The sequence below is a fragment of the Vibrio sp. Hep-1b-8 genome (genome assembly GCF_006124995.1).
Classification (GTDB): domain Bacteria; phylum Pseudomonadota; class Gammaproteobacteria; order Enterobacterales; family Vibrionaceae; genus Vibrio.
The window spans coordinates 1-18,646 of the sequence record NZ_QEWN01000012.1; the positions used below are offsets into that span (position 1 = coordinate 1).

General features: G+C 44.8%; 17 protein-coding genes. 10 read left to right on the forward strand and 7 right to left on the reverse strand.

Annotated features, from left to right (window positions below):
- Positions 1 to 709: VacJ family lipoprotein (locus DA100_RS03985; protein WP_138970992.1), on the forward strand; the 709-nt coding region annotated here is incomplete at its 5' end.
- Between the two features lie 71 nt (positions 710 to 780).
- Here the strand turns inward: DA100_RS03985 and DA100_RS03990 are convergent.
- The 4 genes from DA100_RS03990 to DA100_RS04005 all read right to left on the reverse strand — a co-directional run bounded on the left by DA100_RS03990 (position 781) and on the right by DA100_RS04005 (position 5,192).
- Entirely contained in the window at positions 781 to 2,052 is a 1,272-nt protein-coding gene (locus DA100_RS03990) for an outer membrane protein transport protein (RefSeq protein ID WP_138970993.1), read from the reverse strand.
- A gap of 318 nt (positions 2,053 to 2,370) precedes the next feature.
- Positions 2,371 to 3,630 (reverse strand): outer membrane protein transport protein, encoded by a 1,260-nt coding sequence (locus tag DA100_RS03995; RefSeq protein WP_138970994.1) that lies wholly within the window; start codon positions 3,628 to 3,630, stop codon positions 2,371 to 2,373.
- Between the two features lie 265 nt (positions 3,631 to 3,895).
- Positions 3,896 to 4,624: a DUF3379 domain-containing protein gene (locus tag DA100_RS04000; protein ID WP_138970995.1), complete on the reverse strand. Its 729-nt coding sequence runs from the start codon at positions 4,622 to 4,624 to the stop codon at positions 3,896 to 3,898.
- Positions 4,617 to 5,192, reverse strand: a complete 576-nt coding sequence (locus DA100_RS04005) for a sigma-70 family RNA polymerase sigma factor (RefSeq protein WP_138971037.1) — start codon at positions 5,190 to 5,192, stop codon at positions 4,617 to 4,619. The genes DA100_RS04000 and DA100_RS04005 overlap by 8 nt, the downstream gene beginning before the upstream one ends.
- Before the next feature lie 600 nt (positions 5,193 to 5,792).
- Between DA100_RS04005 and fadI the strand changes: the two genes are divergently transcribed.
- The 3 genes from fadI (at position 5,793) to DA100_RS04020 (ending at position 9,870) form a co-directional block, all read left to right on the forward strand.
- Positions 5,793 to 7,100: an acetyl-CoA C-acyltransferase FadI gene (gene fadI, locus DA100_RS04010; protein WP_138970996.1), complete on the forward strand. Its 1,308-nt coding sequence runs from the start codon at positions 5,793 to 5,795 to the stop codon at positions 7,098 to 7,100.
- Entirely contained in the window at positions 7,100 to 9,220 is a 2,121-nt protein-coding gene (gene fadJ, locus DA100_RS04015) for a fatty acid oxidation complex subunit alpha FadJ (protein ID WP_138970997.1), read from the forward strand. Before fadI ends, fadJ begins: the two co-directional genes overlap by 1 nt.
- Before the next feature lie 101 nt (positions 9,221 to 9,321).
- The gene (locus DA100_RS04020) at positions 9,322 to 9,870 is read left to right on the forward strand and encodes an NAD(P)H nitroreductase (RefSeq protein WP_138970999.1); all 549 of its coding nucleotides are present in this window, start codon (positions 9,322 to 9,324) and stop codon (positions 9,868 to 9,870) included.
- Between the two features lie 42 nt (positions 9,871 to 9,912).
- On the opposite strand, the gene DA100_RS04025 is transcribed toward DA100_RS04020, so the two are convergent.
- Positions 9,913 to 10,788, reverse strand: a complete 876-nt coding sequence (locus DA100_RS04025) for a LysR family transcriptional regulator (protein ID WP_138971000.1) — start codon at positions 10,786 to 10,788, stop codon at positions 9,913 to 9,915.
- 245 nt (positions 10,789 to 11,033) lie between these two features.
- Between DA100_RS04025 and DA100_RS04030 the strand changes: the two genes are divergently transcribed.
- The 6 genes from DA100_RS04030 to recR all read left to right on the forward strand — a co-directional run bounded on the left by DA100_RS04030 (position 11,034) and on the right by recR (position 16,724).
- Positions 11,034 to 12,134 (forward strand): response regulator, encoded by a 1,101-nt coding sequence (locus tag DA100_RS04030; RefSeq protein WP_138971001.1) that lies wholly within the window; start codon positions 11,034 to 11,036, stop codon positions 12,132 to 12,134.
- A 346-nt stretch (positions 12,135 to 12,480) separates the two neighbouring features.
- Positions 12,481 to 12,837 (forward strand): YbaN family protein, encoded by a 357-nt coding sequence (locus DA100_RS04040; RefSeq protein ID WP_138971003.1) that lies wholly within the window; start codon positions 12,481 to 12,483, stop codon positions 12,835 to 12,837.
- Between the two features lie 174 nt (positions 12,838 to 13,011).
- On the forward strand, positions 13,012 to 13,557 hold the full coding sequence (gene apt / locus DA100_RS04045; RefSeq protein ID WP_138971004.1) for an adenine phosphoribosyltransferase: 546 nt from the start codon (positions 13,012 to 13,014) through the stop codon (positions 13,555 to 13,557).
- Positions 13,558 to 13,586: 29 nt separating this feature from the next.
- Positions 13,587 to 15,704 (forward strand): DNA polymerase III subunit gamma/tau, encoded by a 2,118-nt coding sequence (gene dnaX / locus DA100_RS04050; RefSeq protein WP_138971006.1) that lies wholly within the window; start codon positions 13,587 to 13,589, stop codon positions 15,702 to 15,704.
- Between the two features lie 74 nt (positions 15,705 to 15,778).
- Positions 15,779 to 16,108, forward strand: a complete 330-nt coding sequence (locus tag DA100_RS04055; RefSeq protein ID WP_138971007.1) for a YbaB/EbfC family nucleoid-associated protein — start codon at positions 15,779 to 15,781, stop codon at positions 16,106 to 16,108.
- A gap of 16 nt (positions 16,109 to 16,124) precedes the next feature.
- The gene (gene recR, locus DA100_RS04060; protein ID WP_138971008.1) at positions 16,125 to 16,724 is read left to right on the forward strand and encodes a recombination mediator RecR; all 600 of its coding nucleotides are present in this window, start codon (positions 16,125 to 16,127) and stop codon (positions 16,722 to 16,724) included.
- A gap of 56 nt (positions 16,725 to 16,780) precedes the next feature.
- On the opposite strand, the gene aqpZ is transcribed toward recR, so the two are convergent.
- Positions 16,781 to 17,473 (reverse strand): aquaporin Z, encoded by a 693-nt coding sequence (gene aqpZ, locus DA100_RS04065; RefSeq protein WP_138971010.1) that lies wholly within the window; start codon positions 17,471 to 17,473, stop codon positions 16,781 to 16,783.
- Positions 17,474 to 17,683: 210 nt separating this feature from the next.
- Complete coding sequence (locus tag DA100_RS04070) at positions 17,684 to 17,932, reverse strand: YkgJ family cysteine cluster protein (RefSeq protein ID WP_138971011.1); 249 nt, start codon at positions 17,930 to 17,932, stop codon at positions 17,684 to 17,686.
- Positions 17,933 to 18,646: the final 714 nt, after the last annotated feature.

The window sequence follows — 18,646 nt, forward strand, 5'->3', positions numbered from 1 at the left end:
GTCTGGATGTGCCAGCACGCCTCCCGATGATGAGCAAGGCTTAAGCCAGCAACAAGCCTATGATCCTATTGAAGGTTTCAACCGTTCAATGTGGACCATTAACTATGATTATCTAGACCCATATTTCGTACGACCTGTCTCTTTGGCCTACGTAAATTACGTGCCAACTCCGATCCGCAGTGGCATCCGTAACTTTTTAGGCAACCTCGATGAACCCTCTAGCATGATTAACAATCTGTTGATGGGCAATGGCAGTAAAGCGCTTGACCACTTTAACCGCTTTTGGATTAACACCACGTTTGGCTTAGCGGGTTTAATCGATATCGCATCAGAGGCGGGCATCACTGACCATAATGAAAAAGCGTTCAGTGACGCAGTGGGTCATTACGGGGTAGGGAATGGCCCCTACGTTATGGTTCCGGGTTACGGCCCATGGACTGTCCGTGAAGCGACAGATGTTGTCGACGGTATGTATGTACCGTTGTCCTTTCTTAATATCTGGGCAGGGCTAGGTAAATGGGCATTAGAAGGAATGGAGACTCGTGCAGTGCTCGTTAACCAAGAAGTGCTGCTTGACAACTCGCCTGACCCGTATGCATTGACTCGTGATGCTTATATCCAGCGTCAGAACTTCAAAGCTGAAGTCGTAACAGATGACTACGATGAGGATCAAGAAGCGTTTTTGGATGAGTATCTCGAAGAGTTCTAAAGCGCTGGATATTGTTGATAAAAAAGGGCTTGGTCATCGACCAAGCCCTTTTTACTAAATATTTCTAATGATTAGAACGTGTAGTTAGCTTGTACACCGATTAGCCATACATCGCCTGAAATCTCACCCTCAAAGTTACCACCAGTTAATGCAGCAAATTCATCTGATTTATCACGTGGTTCTTTAATTGGCGCATCTTTGGCTAGGATATAAGTAAAGCCACCGTCTAGTGAGAATTGGTCAGTGAACTGGTAGCTAGCTCCTAGACTTAACCATGTGCGGTCAGTTTCAGGAATTGTTGTGGTACGGTTTTTATCATCAACAGCTGAAGTGTCATAAGCCACACCAGTTCGTAATGCTAGCTTAGCATCGTATTGATAAGTTGCACCTACAGCAAAGCGGTAGTTGTCTTTCCAGTTTTCCGTTTTTATCGTATCTGGACCAGTCGCGAATTGCGCTTGAAGCTCCTTAAATTTGCTCCAATCTGTCCAGTTGACGCTTGCATGAATCGATACTGTATCCGTTAGTTGGTGGAAGCTTGCAACTTCTAATGCTGCGGGTAGCGGAATTGAAAGTGTTCCTGGCTTCGATGGTGTGTAAGAAACCCCAGATGCAGTACCTTCAAAGTCCATCGTTACTTCTGATTTGTAAGCTACGCCTATTCGGTTGTGTTCATTGATATCCCATGCGGCACCTAGTTGGTAACCCCATGATGTATCTTCCCCTTCCATATATTTAAGGGTTGTCACTGAACCATCTACCACGCTTTTAAGACTTGCACCAAAGTGTCCTTCGCCTGTCACGTAACGAACACCTGCGCCAACACTGAAGCTGTCAACGACTTGGTAGCCAAGGCTGGCAACTGCTTCTACCGTCTTAACACTGGCTTTGTCACCGAAATGAAGAGCTGTGAAGCTTGATTCTAGTTCAGTTTCCATACCGTAATTAGTGCCAAGAGCAAAGCCAATAGCTAACTTGTCGTTATATTTGTGCGAGAGGTACAGATTAGGGATAACCGCACTATGAGCAATATCTTTTGAGGAGGTTGCACCGCGGCGATCACCCGTAGCAGAATTTGTTGTTACTTCACCGCTGATGTCGATGTTTGGATCAACATAAATCGCTCCAGTAGAGATCTGAGTACCTTCTAGATACGTCAGCATAGCAGGGTTGCGCCATTGTGCACTTGCGCTGTCAGCCATTGCTGCTTCGCCAGCGTATGCGCGACCAAGGCCTGTCGCTGAGTATTCTGCTAACTGGAAGCCTGCTGCGTTTACTGCCGCTGATGTTGATAATAGGCTACCCGCCACTGCGATAGATAGGAGAGTCTTATTCATTTTCATTGTAATGTTCGCTGAGTTGATTTGATATCAGTCGAGCGATCATAGGGTTAGAGTTATTACTTTAAAAATTAAAAACAATGTACAGATGGATTTTAGAGTTAAATGCTAGATATAATGCGTAGGCAGATGAAAACGCTGGATGTTAAGAGTGTGTTTCCAAAACTCAGCGAACACATGTGTTGTAGACAAACGTTTTTCGGATACAGGTGTAAGCTTAAATCGGCGTGGTTAATTGATAACGTATTGCTGGAAGGGGAATTTAACGCAATAAAAAGGGCCAGTAATTACTGACCCTTGGTATTAGTGCGTTAGCTTAAATTAGAAGCTGCGGCTGTATTGTAGACCCATTAGGATAGCGTCTGCGTGAGTAGTAGCTGTTACTGATGTACCCGCTGAAGATGTTTCACTTACTTGTACATCATCACCCATTAGGTAAGTAAAGCCGAAATCAACATTCGATGCAGTGTCAATGTGGTAAGTGAAACCAGCAGATAGCCACTGACGATCTGAGTCAGGTACAGAGATTGACGTCACTGAGTCTTGAGCACTTGTGTCATACATGTAACCAGCACGTAGAGTCCAGTCGCTGTTTAGGTAGTAAGTACCACCAATAGCGTAGTGCCAACCGTCTTGCCACATGTACTCACTCGAGTAAACGCCACCGTTTGCAGCTGCTAGCCCTGCACCCAGAGTAGACTGTGAAGCATCTAAGTTAGAGAAATCAATTTTGTCGAAGTCGCCCCAACCAATGTATTGGATGCTGTAATGCACAGCAAACTGTGTATCTTCAATTTTGTGGTAGCCAGAGAACTCAGCAATGTCAGGAAGCTGTAGAGTTACCTTCTGGCCGTAATCATCTTCTGCTTCGAACTCAGGGCTGTAGCGATAAGCTAAACCAAAACGGTTGTTTTCATCTAGTTCATATACAGTACCAACGTTAAAGCCTACTGCCCAACCGTCTGCCTTGTCGATGTCGATAACAGATTGACCACCAAGTAGGGCACTACCTGTACGTTTAAAAGTACCTTGACCATAGATCAAGTCCAGGCCAGCACCGAAGCTCAACTGCTCATTAACTCGATATGATGCTGCAAGACCAAGGTTAAAGCTCTTAACGTCAGTTAGGCCACCAAATTCAGATGCAACGTAGTTATCATCGAACTCAGTTTTTGTGCCGAAGTTTGAGTAAGCATTAACGCCCCAAGCAAACTTATCATTTACAGGAACAATCAAGTGAATATTTGGAGCAATAGAAGTGTCACCAACGTCATCAGTATCGGCAACAGGACCTAATGCTCCACTTGTATAAGTAGCATCTTTAACTTCAATCATTGAAGTAATGCTTTCGAAACCTAGCGATAGTTCCATTTTATCAAATAGAGCCATTGCAGCTGGGTTACGAGCCATAACAGCAGCATTATCAGCAATTACTGCATCACCAGCAAATGCACGGCCAATACCTGTTGCTGATTGAGCGTTAAGTTGGAAGCCTGCAGCGAGAGCGTGTTGCGAAGCTAGAGTTGCGGTTGTGATAGTCACTGCTAAAAGTGATTTTTTAAACAGACGCGTCTTGTTCATTTTTGCTTTTCCTTTTTGGTTCGTCTCTAGTGGACGATATTATTTGAGCAAAAGCTCAGTGGTGGCTGATAGTAGACCCAAGTATATGATATAGAAATCCGACCATTAGGTACTTTGGCAATAAAATTGTGTAAATGATGGCTATCTGGCAGGAAAATACTGACAAATGCATCTTTTTAGAGTTAGTGCTCTACTTTTATGCTAGAAAAATGGCCTGAGCGCGTTGCTCAAGCCATGATGTAGGTCACGAAATGTTACCAGACTGTTAATTTTGAGGTTTGATGATATTTGACAGACTTTCAGCGATCTTAGCCACGTTTTCACCCTTTTCACCGACGAGGATTAAACTGTTATTCCCCATAGGCTCGACAATCCCAGCCATACCATCTTTTTCAAAGTTGATTGCTTTATCTGATGCGATGCCTGTTAAGAACATCGTGACTTTGCCTTTTTCACCTTGAAATACCATATGTACTGCGTTTGATTTACCGAACCCACAGTGATTAAGGTAATAAACGTGATAAGGGAAGGTGTCAGACAGTTGATGGTCAAAAGGCATCATCTTGGCGTTGATCTGTGAGGACTCGACGCGTTCATCCAACTTAGCGACAAACGGCTTTTCATCGATTACGTGTTTAATCGCTGTATTAGCCAGACTAGCTTGCGCTGGTGTGATGATAAGATTACCCCAGTTTAGTTGTCCCACGAGCAGGCCCGCAACAAAGGCGACTGAAGCGGCCATTGCCATCGCTTTACGAGCGAAATTCGGTCTAACAATCTTGTCTTCCAGTACAGAACTTTGGTTGAACAAAATTCTATCAGCCAAATCTTCAGGAACTTCAACCGCCATTGCTTTTGCAATGTGTTTATCAAGATCAAGAATCTCATCAGCAAATTGGCGGTTTTGATCGCTTGCTGAGATAGCCGCATTAATTGACTCATCTCGCTGTTTAGGGTCGGACATAATGCGTCGACGGAATTCGAGTTCATCCATTTTGCTGCCCCCTTTGTATATTGTCTGAATCTAATAACTCTTTCAGTTGATTGCGTGCCCTAAAGAGGCGTGTCATAACGGTATTCTTATTAAGGCCAAGAATGTCACCGATTTCTTCGCCACTAAACCCACCAACAACTTGAAGAAACAGTGGTTCGCGGTACTCTTCTTCAAGCTTCATTATCTGTGCTTGAACCCATTGAGTTTGATGATGGGGATCATCAGAGGTCTTGGCATCATTACCATGATCTTCGATATCAACCAGATCAAATTGTTTACGTTCGAAGCGGCGCGCATTCTCTCGTCTCAAAATCGTAATGAGCCAAGACTTAGCGGCTTTTTCATCTTGTAAGCTATCGAGTGACTTCCAGGCTCTTAAGCAAGTCTCCTGAACCAAATCTTCAGAAATAGTGGGATCTTTACACAGCCAATATGCGTATCGATATAAGTCACGGTGATAGGCTCTTACAAGAGCTTCATATTTTCTTTGCTTGTCCATATCCGAGTTGACCGGATCTTTGGACTTTTTCTTTCCAAAAAATTGAATAATTGACACATGTGCCTCCATTGTTGCCATGTGATTTCTTATTTTTGTTTTATCCATGCCACAATCATGTCCAATGAGCGGTTACTGGCCACTGCGTTTTTACCGTAATTGCGCATGTTTGGTGTTATTCATCGCCGGATTTAGACGTGACCTCACAACTATATTGGGAGATATATAAGTCCAACGACATAGAAATCGAACTAAAATTGATCTACTTCAAAATCTAGCTAACTCTAACGGTTATAGTAACACCCGTCATCTAGTCGGTGTTTACATCGACAAGTTGAGCAAGATGACACTTCCTTTTGAAGGCTGACTTTACTTTCTCCTAATCAGGAAACTGATTATTTCAATTGGCGTAAGTTAATTGCTTTTTATATATTCCAACCACACAGTTTTGTGTGGTTTTTTTTTGCCTAAAATCTTAGTCAGAGATGGCTGTTAGCTTTGATTTCACTTGGCCCTGACTTATCGACCTACCTATGTTGTATTAATTGTCTCATCTAAACACGGTGAATGTGGAATCTGGCTTGAGTCACGTTTATTCAAACGAGCGTTTGATTGAATTAACAATCTCGTTACAATGATTCTGGTCAGACCTCTATCTATTAAGGAGCAACAATGGGCAAGCAGGAAGTGAAGACTCGCTCAGGAGAACGCGTGGCGATTGTCGCAGGATTGCGAACGCCTTTTGCACGTCAAAGTACAGAATTTAGCCTAGTTCCAGCGGTGGACCTAGGCAAAATGGTGGTGAGCGAAATGCTGGCTCGCACTGAAATCGATCCTAAGCTGATTGAGCAAGTGGTGTTTGGCCAAGTGGTGCAAATGCCAGAAGCGCCAAATATCGCTCGTGAAATTGTATTGGGTACCGGTATGCACATCCATACCGATGCTTACAGTGTCACTCGAGCATGTGCGACAAGCTTTCAGTCTGCGGTGAATGTTGCCGAAAGCATTATGGCTGGCACAATCGATGTAGGTATTGCTGGTGGTGCCGACTCTTCATCTGTCTTGCCAATTGGTGTGTCTAAGAAGCTAGCTGCAAATCTACTTGCTCTGAGCAAAACCAAAACGCTTAGCCAGAAGCTCAATATCCTAAAAACACTTTCTCTTAAAGACTTGATGCCAGTACCGCCTGCCGTTGCTGAATATTCGACGGGTTTGTCTATGGGCCAGACTGCCGAACAAATGGCAAAATCTCATGGTATTACACGTCAGGCACAGGATGAGCTTGCCCATCGCTCTCATACCTTAGCTGCGCAAGCTTGGAATGAAGGAAAAATTACCGGTGAAGTGATGACAGCTTTCCCTGAACCTTATAAAAAGTGGATCGCGAAAGATAACAATATCCGTGAAGATTCTACGATTGAAGGCTACGCGAAGCTTCGTGCCGCTTTTGACCGCCAATACGGTAGTGTTACAGCGGCGAACAGTACCCCTCTAACGGACGGTGCTGCCGCCATCATGTTGATGCGTGAAGGCAAAGCGAAGGAGCTTGGCTTAGACATCATGGGTTATATTCGCTCATATGCTTTCTCTGCAATTGGAGTTGAAAGCGACATGCTGATGGGGCCATCTTATGCGACGCCAATGGCACTCGATAGAGCAGGAATTCAGCTTTCTGATCTCACCCTAATTGATATGCATGAAGCATTTGCAGCTCAAGCGCTATCCAATGTGAAGATGTTTGCCAGCGATAAATTTGCTCAACAAAAGCTAGGTCGATCTAAAGCAATCGGTGAGATTGATATGGATAAGTTCAACGTACTTGGCGGTTCAATTGCTTATGGTCACCCATTTGCTGCAACAGGCGCACGTATGATTACTCAAACTTTGAGAGAACTGCAACGTCGTGGTGGAGGTCTTGCTCTTAACACCGCTTGTGCTGCAGGTGGTTTGGGCGCGGCAATGGTATTGGAGGTAGAATAATGAGTGAACAAACCGCATTTAACTTATCAATTGATGAACAAAACATTGCTTGGTTAGCTATCGACGTACCGGGCGAAAAAATGAATACACTTCAAGCAGCGTTTGCTGAAGAAATGGAGTCAATATTCACGCAGTTGGCTGAAAAACAGTCGTCACTGAAAGGTCTGATTGTTCACTCCCTCAAGCCAGACAACTTTATCGCGGGTGCCGATGTCCGCATGTTGGACGCGTGCACCAGTGCGGCCGAGGCGCAAGCGTTGGCTGAAAAAGGTCAGCAAATGTTTCAGCAGCTCGTTGATCTACCTTATCCGGTAGTGGCGGCGATTCATGGCCCATGTTTTGGGGGGGGGTTGGAACTTGCGTTGGCGTGTGATTATCGCGTTTGTACCGATTCTGATAAAACGCGCCTTGGTCTACCCGAAGTACAACTTGGCTTGCTACCAGGTTCTGGTGGTACTCAGCGTTTACCTCGCCTGATTGGTTTGCTGCCTTCATTAGACTTGATCTTAACAGGTAAGCAGTTAAGAGCGAAAAAGGCGAAGAAGCTAGGTGTCGCTGATGCCGTTGTGCCGAAGACGGTTCTGTTAGACGTTGCAAAAAGCTTTGTTGAGAAACATACAGGCAAAAGCAAGACAAAACGTAAAGCGTCAACCAAAGAGAAGTTGATGGCAAATACGGGTCTTGGCCGTAAAGTGATCTTTGAGCAGGCAGCAAAGAAAACACGCGCGAAGACTCGTGGCAACTACCCAGCTGCTGACGCCATCCTAGAAGTTATTCGTTTTGGCCTAGAAAATGGCTTTGAGAAAGGTCAGAAGAAAGAAGCTGAGCGTTTTGGTGAACTGGTTATGACTCCAGAGTCAAAAGCACTGCGCTCAATATTCTTTGCCACAACAGAGATGAAAAAAGAGCACGGTAGTGACGTTGAACCGAAAAAACTACAACGTGCGGCGGTACTCGGTGGTGGCTTAATGGGGGCTGGTATTAGCCACGTAAGCGTAGCCAAAGCAAAAGTACCTGTACGTATTAAAGATGTGTCTAACGACGGTGTATTGAACGCGCTAAAATACAACTACAACTTGTTTGAAAAGCAGAGAAAACGCAAGATTTTGTCGAAAGCTCAGCTTCAGGACAAGATGCTACAGTTGTCTGGTGGTACAGATTTCACCACATTCAACCATACTGACATTGTTATTGAAGCAGTATTCGAAGATTTGCAACTTAAGCAGCAGATGGTTGCTGATGTTGAAGAGAACGCGAAAAATAGCACCATTTTCGCCACTAATACTTCTTCGTTGCCGATCCATCAAATTGCTGAGAAGGCGGCGCGACCTGAAAATGTTGTTGGTCTCCACTACTTTAGCCCAGTAGAGAAGATGCCTTTGGTAGAGGTTATCCCTCATCAAGGGACGTCGGATGAAACCATCTCCAGCGTGGTTGAATTCGCTCGTAAGCAAGGTAAAACGCCGATCGTTGTTAAGGACTGCGCAGGGTTCTATGTAAACCGCATTCTCGCTCCTTACATGAACGAAGCTGCACAAGTTCTAATGGCTGGTGAGCCTATTGAACAGCTTGATACAGCACTGCTTAATTTCGGCTTCCCAGTTGGCCCAATTACACTTCTTGACGAAGTTGGTGTCGATATTGGCGCTAAAATCATGCCTATATTGGTCAAAGAGCTGGGTGAACGCTTCCAAGGGCCTGATGTGTTTGACAAGCTACTGAATGATGGCCGTAAAGGACGTAAGAGTGGTAAAGGCTTCTACACCTATAAAGGTAAGAAGAAAGACGTCGATAAATCGGTGTATAAATTGCTCGCACTCAAGCCAGAATCCAAACTGGCTGAAAGAGAGATAGCTCTACGCTGCGTGTTACCAATGCTCAATGAAGCGGTGCGCTGTCTTGATGAAGGCATCATCCGTAGTCCAAGAGATGGCGACATCGGCGCGATCTTCGGCATTGGTTTCCCTCCATTCTTAGGTGGTCCATTCCGTTACATGGATCAAATCGGCATTAAGAAGCTGGTTGAAATTATGAACGAACACGCGCAGAAATACGGCGACCGTTTTGCACCGTGTGAAGGGCTGCTCACACGAGCGGGTCTTAACCAAGCATTCTACTGATTATCAAGAAATTTACGCTAGGCGAACCGAGAGGTTCGCCTTTTTTATTTGTGAGAGTTATTATCAAGAAGAAAAAACAAAAACGCTAAAAAGGATGTCAAATGGATGCTCTAGATTTACTGCTCAACCGTCGCTCAATTGCCAAGTTGTCAGAGCCCGCTCCAGAAGGTAAAGCACTAGAAAACATTATTCGCGCTGGTTTACGTGCCCCTGATCATGCAGGGTTGACACCATGGCGCTTTGTTATTGCCCAAGGTGAAGGGCTTGGAAAGCTGTCCGAAATTCTGCTCAAAGCAGCGCAAGCAGAGCAAAGCGATCAAGCGGTGATCGACAAAGTAAAGAACGCACCTTTTCGCGCACCTATGGTGATAACTGTTATTGCGAAAGTAACAGAGCATGACAAAGTCCCAGCTTTTGAACAGCATCTATCAGCGGGTTGTGCAGTACAGGCGATGCAAATGGCGGCAGTCGCGCAAGGTTTCCAAGGTTTCTGGCGCTCTGGCGAATGGATGTTCCACCAAGAGGTGCGTAATGCGTTTGCTCTTGAGGGTGAAGATCAAATAGTCGGATTCCTTTATCTAGGAACCGCAGGCTGTACACCAATGAAGGTGCCTGACAGAGATTTGAGTAAGTTTGTTGAATACCTTTAACCGATAAAGAGAGAGCTTGGTTTATGCCAAGCTCTTTTCTTTTTAATGGATGTTGTAAGCAATAACAAAATCGATAAACAGACGTACTTTCTCAGGGAGGTGATCTTTGTGGTTGTACAACATATAGATGTCACGAGGGTTCGCACTCCAATCTTGAAGCACACGAACCAAGCTCCCATCTTCAATATATTCACGCAGCATAACATCTGGCATCAGAGTGATGCCTAAGCCTTCCGAACAAGCACTTCTAACCACGTTCAGCGTGTTCGCTTGAAAACGTCCTTTATCGTTGTTGATGACGGTTTCGCCACTGTTATTCGACAATTGCCATTTGAGCAGTGGTGACCCTTTTAGAAGCGAGTGCTGATGCAGTTCCTCCGCATGCTTCGGCGCAGGATGGGCTTTGAGATATTTGGGGCTCGCCACCAAAATATCCGCCACTGAGCTGATTTTACGCGCGATAAGGCTTGAGTCACGTTGAGGGCCGACTCGGAAAATAACGTCCCACTCGGTTGGGTCAAGTTGCTCTGAGTGATTGCTGGTGGTGAGCTCGATGTTAATGTCCGGGTACTGGCACATAAACGCGTTAAACATCGGCATCATCATTCGTTTGGTCAAGTTCGACGGTGAAGTGATGCGAATTTTACCCGCAGCACCGCGGCACTCATCGGTGATTTCTTCCGCAGCGAGTGTTAGACGGTTGAGTAGAGGTGAACACTCTGCATAAAACCGTTCGCCAGCTTCTGTCAATGAGAGTTTACGCGCGTGGCGGTTAAGCAAACGAAGGTTTAAAGATTCTTCTAATGCCTGAATACGTCGCGTAATTGTTGCAACAGGAATCATTGTTTTACGCGAAGCTGCTGTATAGCTCCCATTTTCGACTACTAGTCTAAACAGGTTTAGGTCATCTAATTTCATTGTACCAGACACATATTTTTACGAATTCGATTAATTTATATCTATATCAAATGCTAAAGCTTGAGTCATATCAACAACTACAGCGAAATTTGATACCCCATACATATAGTATGCAACTCAGGTCAAAAGTGGAAGATTTGTATAAACAGCCTTTCGCGACTACTTTTTAAAGAGTGTTTGAAACAACTGACAACAATAAAAATAACGAAACGTTGTACCCCATGCAGTTTGTGAGGCGAAGGTTTATGCATAAGACAATCGAAGTTGGGACCAATGCGATAGTACCAGTCTCTGGTGGACAAAAAGTGATTATGCTGGTGGATGACGACCCGATTTTTCGTCGCATCACCTCAGGTTTTTTGCTTGCCCAAGGATACAAGGTCATTGAAGCAGAAGATGGTCTAGATGGCTTACAAAAATTACGTACTGGTGAACCAGATTTAATACTCTGCGACCTCTCTATGCCGATTCTTGATGGAATAGAGTTCGTTGAAGAGGTGAGTTTGGAATATCCATCACTCCCTTTAATCGTCGTTTCTGCGACGGATGAGATATCGGATGTGGCCAAAGCGCTCCGGTTTGGCATCAAAGATTTCCTCGCCAAGCCGATCAGTAATCACGCCCACCTTGCTTGCGCCATCGAGAACACGCTAGATGACTCAGACAACCATTTGAGTGACCAACGGGATTTTTCAAGCCAGTGGTTCAGAGTGGACAGTGGTGATATGCCGGAAGAACAAGAGTTACACTGGCATTTAGAGTATTTGGAAGACAACCCAAGTGCTGCGAAAGACCTGCTTCATGCTCTGTTGCCGGATAAAGATACTTCCCAAGGTGATTGGAAATGCAGCTACCGACTGCTTCAGTCCATAGATGTGATGCCGCTGGTTTTTGACTATGCGTGGTTGATGAACGGTCAGTTCGCCTTTTATATAGTGGATTCTGACAGTGAAGGTCAGCATGGTGCGGCAACCACCCTGATGATCAGAGCTCTTTTCCACGATTATCTACGCAACTTGAAGTGCTTTAATGCTGACTTGAAGGATATCGCATCTCTATTGGAAAAGGGCATTAAATGTACGGGGTGCAGCACGCCAGTTCGGGCGCTATTTGGTATCGCTGACTTATCTGAAGGGGCACTCTCTTTGCTGCCTGCGGGGTTAGATGCCCAATGGTCAAATGGATATTTCAATCAGCATATTGCGGCCGGAGCTTTGTTAGGGCAGAACTGTGGTAAGAATTTTATCACTTCAGATTTACCAATTCAGTCTGCCTGTCAGTTGACGTTAAATTGCCTCGGTTCAAGCAGTTTTAGTCTCGATATTTATCAAGGAGCGAAAGCGTAGCGCAGAGCATCACAGTTTCCAAAAAACCTAATCTTAGTCAGTGTTTGTCACCGTCTGATTAGGGTATAGTCCGCCATAAACAAAAATAGCCTATTTCATTAACATTCAGTTAATGATTTGGGCAATAAGTCGTCACCTACAATTTGAGAAGTGAGCTCATGGCAGACAAAGATTTTAAAGAACCATATAATATTTTTTACTTTCTAGGATTTATAGCAGTACTACTTATCCCGACGCTTCCAGCGACTCTTACCTGGATTCGCGTGTTAAATGGATACGCGGGCTTCTAAACCAGACTTCGGAGCATGCCATCAATATTCGTAAACTCTTTCTCAAATTTGTTGGTATGCTCAGCCTAGTTTTAGGCATCATCGGTATATTCCTTCCTCTATTACCTACCACCCCTTTTATTCTGCTGGCTAGTGCGTGTTTTATGCGCAGCAGTCCACGCTTCCACTATTGGCTAAGGCACCATAAAACGTTTGGGCCGATGCTAACTAACTGGCACAAAAATCGCGCTGTTACCGCGAAAGTTAAAAAGCGTGGAGCGGTATGCATCTTGCTGAGTTTTGCGTTTTCAATCTGGGTAGTACCGCATTTCTGGTTAAAGATTATGCTAGTTTTGATGCTGATAGTTTTGCTGAGTTGGTTTATTCGTTTGCCTGTGATGGAGCACCTTGCCGACAGCGAAGAAAATCACTAAGATTGCTAGGAAGTGTGCCCGCTTTTAGAGTGGGCGTTTGTTTTTTAGGCACAATAAACTTGGTGACTGTTTCGGTTATAGCCTTAGTTTAGATTGTGCTGAGAACCATGCTAATCGTTGGTTATCGTTACCTGTAACTTGGTCAACCAACCTAGCCAATCTAAGTAAAGAGTTATGACAACTGAAACAATTGCGCAGATCAAATCTAGCATCAAGAGCATTGCTGACTACCCAAAACCAGGCATTCTTTTCCGTGATGTAACCAGTCTTATGGAAGACGCAAGTGCTTACCAAGCGACGATTCAACTACTGGTTGAAAAGTACAAAGATATGGGTTTTACCAAAATCGTTGGTACAGAAGCACGCGGTTTTCTATTTGGAGCGCCTTTAGCTCTTGAGCTTGGTGTCGGTTTTGTACCAGTGCGTAAGCCAGGTAAACTGCCTCGTGCGACCGTTGCTCAATCATACGAGCTTGAATACGGTACAGATACCCTAGAAATTCATACTGATGCAATCAAAGAAGGTGACAAGGTACTGGTTGTTGATGACCTTTTGGCAACTGGCGGCACTATCGAAGCGACAACGAAGCTAATCCGTCAACTCGGCGGTGTTGTTGAGCACGCTGCATTTGTGATTAACCTTCCTGAAATCGGTGGTGACAAACGTCTTGAAGGCCTTGGCCTTAACGTTTACAGCATTTGTGAGTTTGAAGGACATTAATCGGGTAGGTTATTAGTGAGTATAGTTTCATGAGTTATCTTGCCTTAGCGCGAAAGTGGCGACCAACTAAGTTTAATGAAGTGGTTGGTCAGGCCCACGTTTTAACTGCATTAGAGAATGCTTTAGCACAGAATCGTCTTCACCACGCTTATCTATTTAGTGGAACGCGAGGCGTCGGTAAAACGACGATTGGACGTCTGTTTGCTAAAGGTCTGAACTGCGAAACAGGCATTACAGCCACACCTTGTGGGGTTTGTGATACTTGTAGAGAGATCGATGAAGGACGATTTGTTGATCTGCTCGAAATCGATGCGGCGTCTCGTACTAAGGTTGAAGATACTCGTGAACTTCTCGACAACGTGCAATACAAACCTGCACGCGGTCGTTTTAAAGTCTACCTCATCGACGAAGTACACATGCTGTCTCGCCACAGTTTCAATGCCTTATTGAAAACACTGGAAGAGCCGCCTGAGTATGTGAAGTTCTTGTTAGCGACCACTGATCCACAGAAGCTGCCGGTAACGATTTTATCGCGCTGTCTCCAGTTTCATTTGAAGCCGATCAGCGTCGACAACATTCATCAACAGCTCGATCATATCCTACAGCAAGAAAAAGTTGTTTCAGAGGCACGAGCCTTGGGAATGATCTCCCATGCTGCTGATGGCAGTATGCGTGATGCGTTGAGTTTGACTGACCAAGCTATCGCACTGGGCAATGGACAAGTCTTGACTGACAGCGTCGCGCACATGCTGGGTACGCTAGATACAGATCAAGCCTTACACCTGCTCGAAGCGATTAGCTCCAAACAGCCTCAGGTCGTGATGGATTGTGTTACAGCACTTGCACAAAATGGTGTTGAGTGGGATGGTTTGCTACAGCAGTTAGCTGCGCAACTGCATCGTTTAGCCATGTACCAAGCGTTACCTGCCACCTTAGACCAATCTCAGCCTGATGCAGAGAAAGTGGCGCTATTGAGCCGTCAGCTGTCGCCACAAGATGTTCAACTTTATTACCAAATTGCGCTTAAAGGGAGACAAGACCTTCCTTTAGCACCGTCGGAGAGAACTGGCTTAGAGATGATTCTTTTGCGTATGATGGCGTTTAGACCTGCATCGCAAACACAAGCAAACTCTATTTCTGTTGCTGTAGAACCCCAAGTGCAGATGACGACGCCTAAGCAAAGTCATGCCTCATCTCGCTCTGCCACATCCTCAATGCAGCCGACCAATCAAACTGCTGAGCCTGTCCTTCAGGCGAGCCCTAGTCAACCAGAGATGCCACCAGTGGCACACTATGATGCTCCTCCGGCTGCCGATTACATGCCTGAGCCGCCGAACTATGATGAAGTACAGCAGTATTACGAACAACAAGGCAATCAGCCCAGTTCTGCCGCACCGATTGAACAGCCTTCTCAGCCACAACAATCAAGTGCACCTTCTCGAGTCGCTGGATTGAGGCATCAACTCCGCTCTCAACGCAATGGGGTGAATTCAGGGCAAGGGAATACGCCAAAAAAGGCTAATGCGACATCTGCAAAACCAGAATCTGTTCTAGAACGTGTAGCAAAAAAACACGCAGGAACCGAGCAGGTGTCGCCATTGTCTAACCCGAATGTCAATGCAACACCTGAGGCAGACGATGAACCGTATCGCTGGAAACCGTCGCTGCCACAGATAAACACGGTTAAAACTGAGCTGACGCCAACCTTACTAAAGCAAGCGTTAGAGCATGAAAAAACACCAGAAATGGTGGAGAAGCTGGTACAAGAAAGTCTAGAACAGAGCGAGTGGGCCGAGTTAATCAGCCAACTGTCGACGGCCAAGCTGACTGAGCAGTTGGCGTTAAACTCACATTTTCAGAAGAGTGACGCGTCCATTTCCTTAGTGTTGAGAGCATCGCAAGCGCATCTAAATACAGATCGAGCACAAAGTGAGTTGCTTGGGGAATTAAACCGGGTTCTTAACCAAGAGTGTCACTTGAGTGTTGAGATTGGTGAAAGTGGCGAGACGCCTCTAGAGTTAAGAGATAAGTTGTATCAAGGGCGTTTACAGCGCGCTTTTGACAGTCTGGAAAGTGATCCGAATATCCAGTTCATCCAAAAAAGGTTTGCAGCTGAACTCGACAGTGAAAGCGTCAGACCGATTTGATTTTACGGGGTTGAATCGTAATGAGCCAGCCCCCATCTAATAACGAAACAAGCTAAATAACCAGAGAGATTAACATGTTTGGTAAAGGCGGTATGGGCAATCTAATGAAGCAAGCCCAGCAAATGCAAGATCGCATGCAAAAGCTTCAAGAAGAAATCGCAAATATGGAAGTAACAGGTGAGTCTGGCGCTGGCCTTGTGAAAGTGACCATTACTGGTAGCCACAGTGTACGTCGCGTTGAAATCGACGACAGCTTGATGGAAGACGATAAAGAGATGCTTGAAGACCTTATCGCCGCCGCTTTTAACGACGCTGCACGTCGTGTTGAAGAAACTCAAAAAGAGAAAATGGCAAGTATTACCGGTGGCATGCAACTTCCACCTGGTATGAAAATGCCTTTCTAATCAACAAGGTTAGATAATGCGCACCAGTCATATGCTGGAGCAATTGATGGAGGCCTTACGTTGTCTGCCTGGGGTTGGCCCTAAGTCGGCACAGCGTATGGCCTTTCATTTGTTACAGCGAGATAGAAAGGGCGGCTTACAATTAGCCGATGCACTGAGTCAGGCAATGACCGAAATTGGGCATTGTAATGAGTGTAGAACCTTCACGGAAGAAGACGTTTGCCACATCTGTACCAATCCTAAACGTCAGGAAAATGGTCAACTTTGTGTGGTAGAAAGTCCGGCAGATATAGCTGCGGTAGAAGCAACAGGTCAGTACTCAGGTCGATACTTCGTATTGATGGGGCACTTGTCGCCTCTAGACGGTATTGGTCCGAGTGATATCGGCCTTGATGTTCTGGACTATCGACTACGTCGAGGGGACATTTCGGAAGTTATCTTAGCCACAAACCCGACGGTTGAAGGTGAAGCGACGGCTCACTATATCGCGGAATTGTGTAAAGAAAGCAACGTGTTAGCAAGCCGTATTGCTCACGGTGTTCCTGTTGGTGGTGAGTTAGAGCTCGTTGATGGTACGACACTTTCTCATTCGCTACTTGGCCGACATAAGCTGTAATCGTTCCAAATAAAAGCAAAGCCGCGATATCTATCGCGGCTTTTTTATGACGTCTGTTACTCTTGAGAACCTGCAAACGAACGGTAGGCGAAAGCGCCAAGAGCGGCACCGGCGATAGGTGCTAACCAGAACAACCAAAGCTGAGCGGTAGCCCAGTCACCGACGAAAACAGCAACAGCTGTACTACGAGCAGGGTTTACTGACGTGTTAGTAACAGGGATGCTGATCAAATGAATCAGTGTCAAACCCAATCCGATCGCAATCGGAGCAAAACCTTGAGGAGCACGTTTGTCTGTCGCACCCATGATGATAATGAGGAACATCATCGTCATCACGACTTCGGTGAGCAGTGCAGCTGTCAATGAGTATTGACCTGGAGAATGTTCGCCGTAGCCATTTGCCGCAAAACCTGACGCCGCGACGTCAAACCCCGACTGTCCTGTCGCAATAAAGTAAAGAACCGTTGCTGCGATAAGTCCGCCAATCACTTGAGCCACGATGTATGGAAGAACGTTTCGACCTTCAAATCGACCACCTGCCCACAAGCCGATAGTTACCGCTGGATTTAAATGACAGCCAGAAATATGGCCGATAGCGAATGCCATGGTTAATACAGTTAAACCAAACGCAAGAGATACGCCAAGTAGTCCGATGCCAACATCAGGGAAGCCGGCTGCCAACACTGCGCTGCCACAGCCGCCAAGCACTAGCCAAAAAGTGCCAAAAGATTCTGCAAAGTATTTATTCATTTGGTTATTCCTAAAGTTTGATTGGAAACACATATAGAACATAGGCAACAAATGTCATGATTGTGTGAGCCAAACAGCGAACGAAAGGAATAGTTTTATGATTCTAACAACTGAAACGAAAATTTGTAGGAAAGTGAGATAAACACTCACTATTTGGACTAGCGAGAAGGTGCGATTGACGATTTCAAATCGATATTCTAGAGACTCGATCTATGTTAATGCTTCGAGTTCAGTAATATTGCTTATCGCTTCGGCGTTCGTCGAACCACAAACGACCGGGCAAGGCTTAAAGTCGTGACAAACCTTAGGACGTTCTTTCTGACCAAATAACCGACATAGATTGTCGTCATTGAGTTGAATACAGCGAACCCCTGCGGGCTTACCATTTGGCATACCTAGTATTGGCGACGAAATACTCGGAGCGATACAACATGCCCCACAACCTAAGCGACATTCCATAACTGATTATCCTTAACGTAATTTAGCAGCATGTTAGCAAAAAATGTGATTTTTATCACTAATGTCTTTGAATACAGTCTCTACCTGATAAGCAAAATCTATCGCATAGGAAAATTTTTTTTAGTGAATTGGATGATGTAAATGAAATAAATACTCTAGGAAATATGCCGATCTGAGTGGATTTTCGTGGCTCACGACTATTTACTATTTTGTAATTTATTATCTAGCTTTTGTGGAATTAGAATCACCATAATGCAAATTAAGTTTGAACCAATAGATCAAGTATAAAAGATTTTAATAATAGTGGTGTTAATAATACATATTGTATTTATGATGCCATTTATTTGGAACTATAAACCGTATAAATGAATAATGCTATTTTATTGGCCAGTTTATTGTTAATGATATAAATGGCGAGCAAGAAATTGCTTGATCTACGGGCTGTCATTTGCCTAAAATTAGCGAATGATTAATTTAGTATTTATTTTAATATTTGACACTCAGATATTTCCTAATATTACGTAAGTTTATTCTTAGTTATTTTTTTGAAATATGATGATTAAGTAGAGTTATTTTAGGCCTCTAGAGGCCGTGGGTGATGGTATGTAACTCATGCCTTAAATAGCAGGTTCTGGTACGGTAAAATATTATAATAACCTGCGGCGAGAGTAGGGAAACTGATCGGTTATGATGTCGAGTCACAGGGTGGTAGTC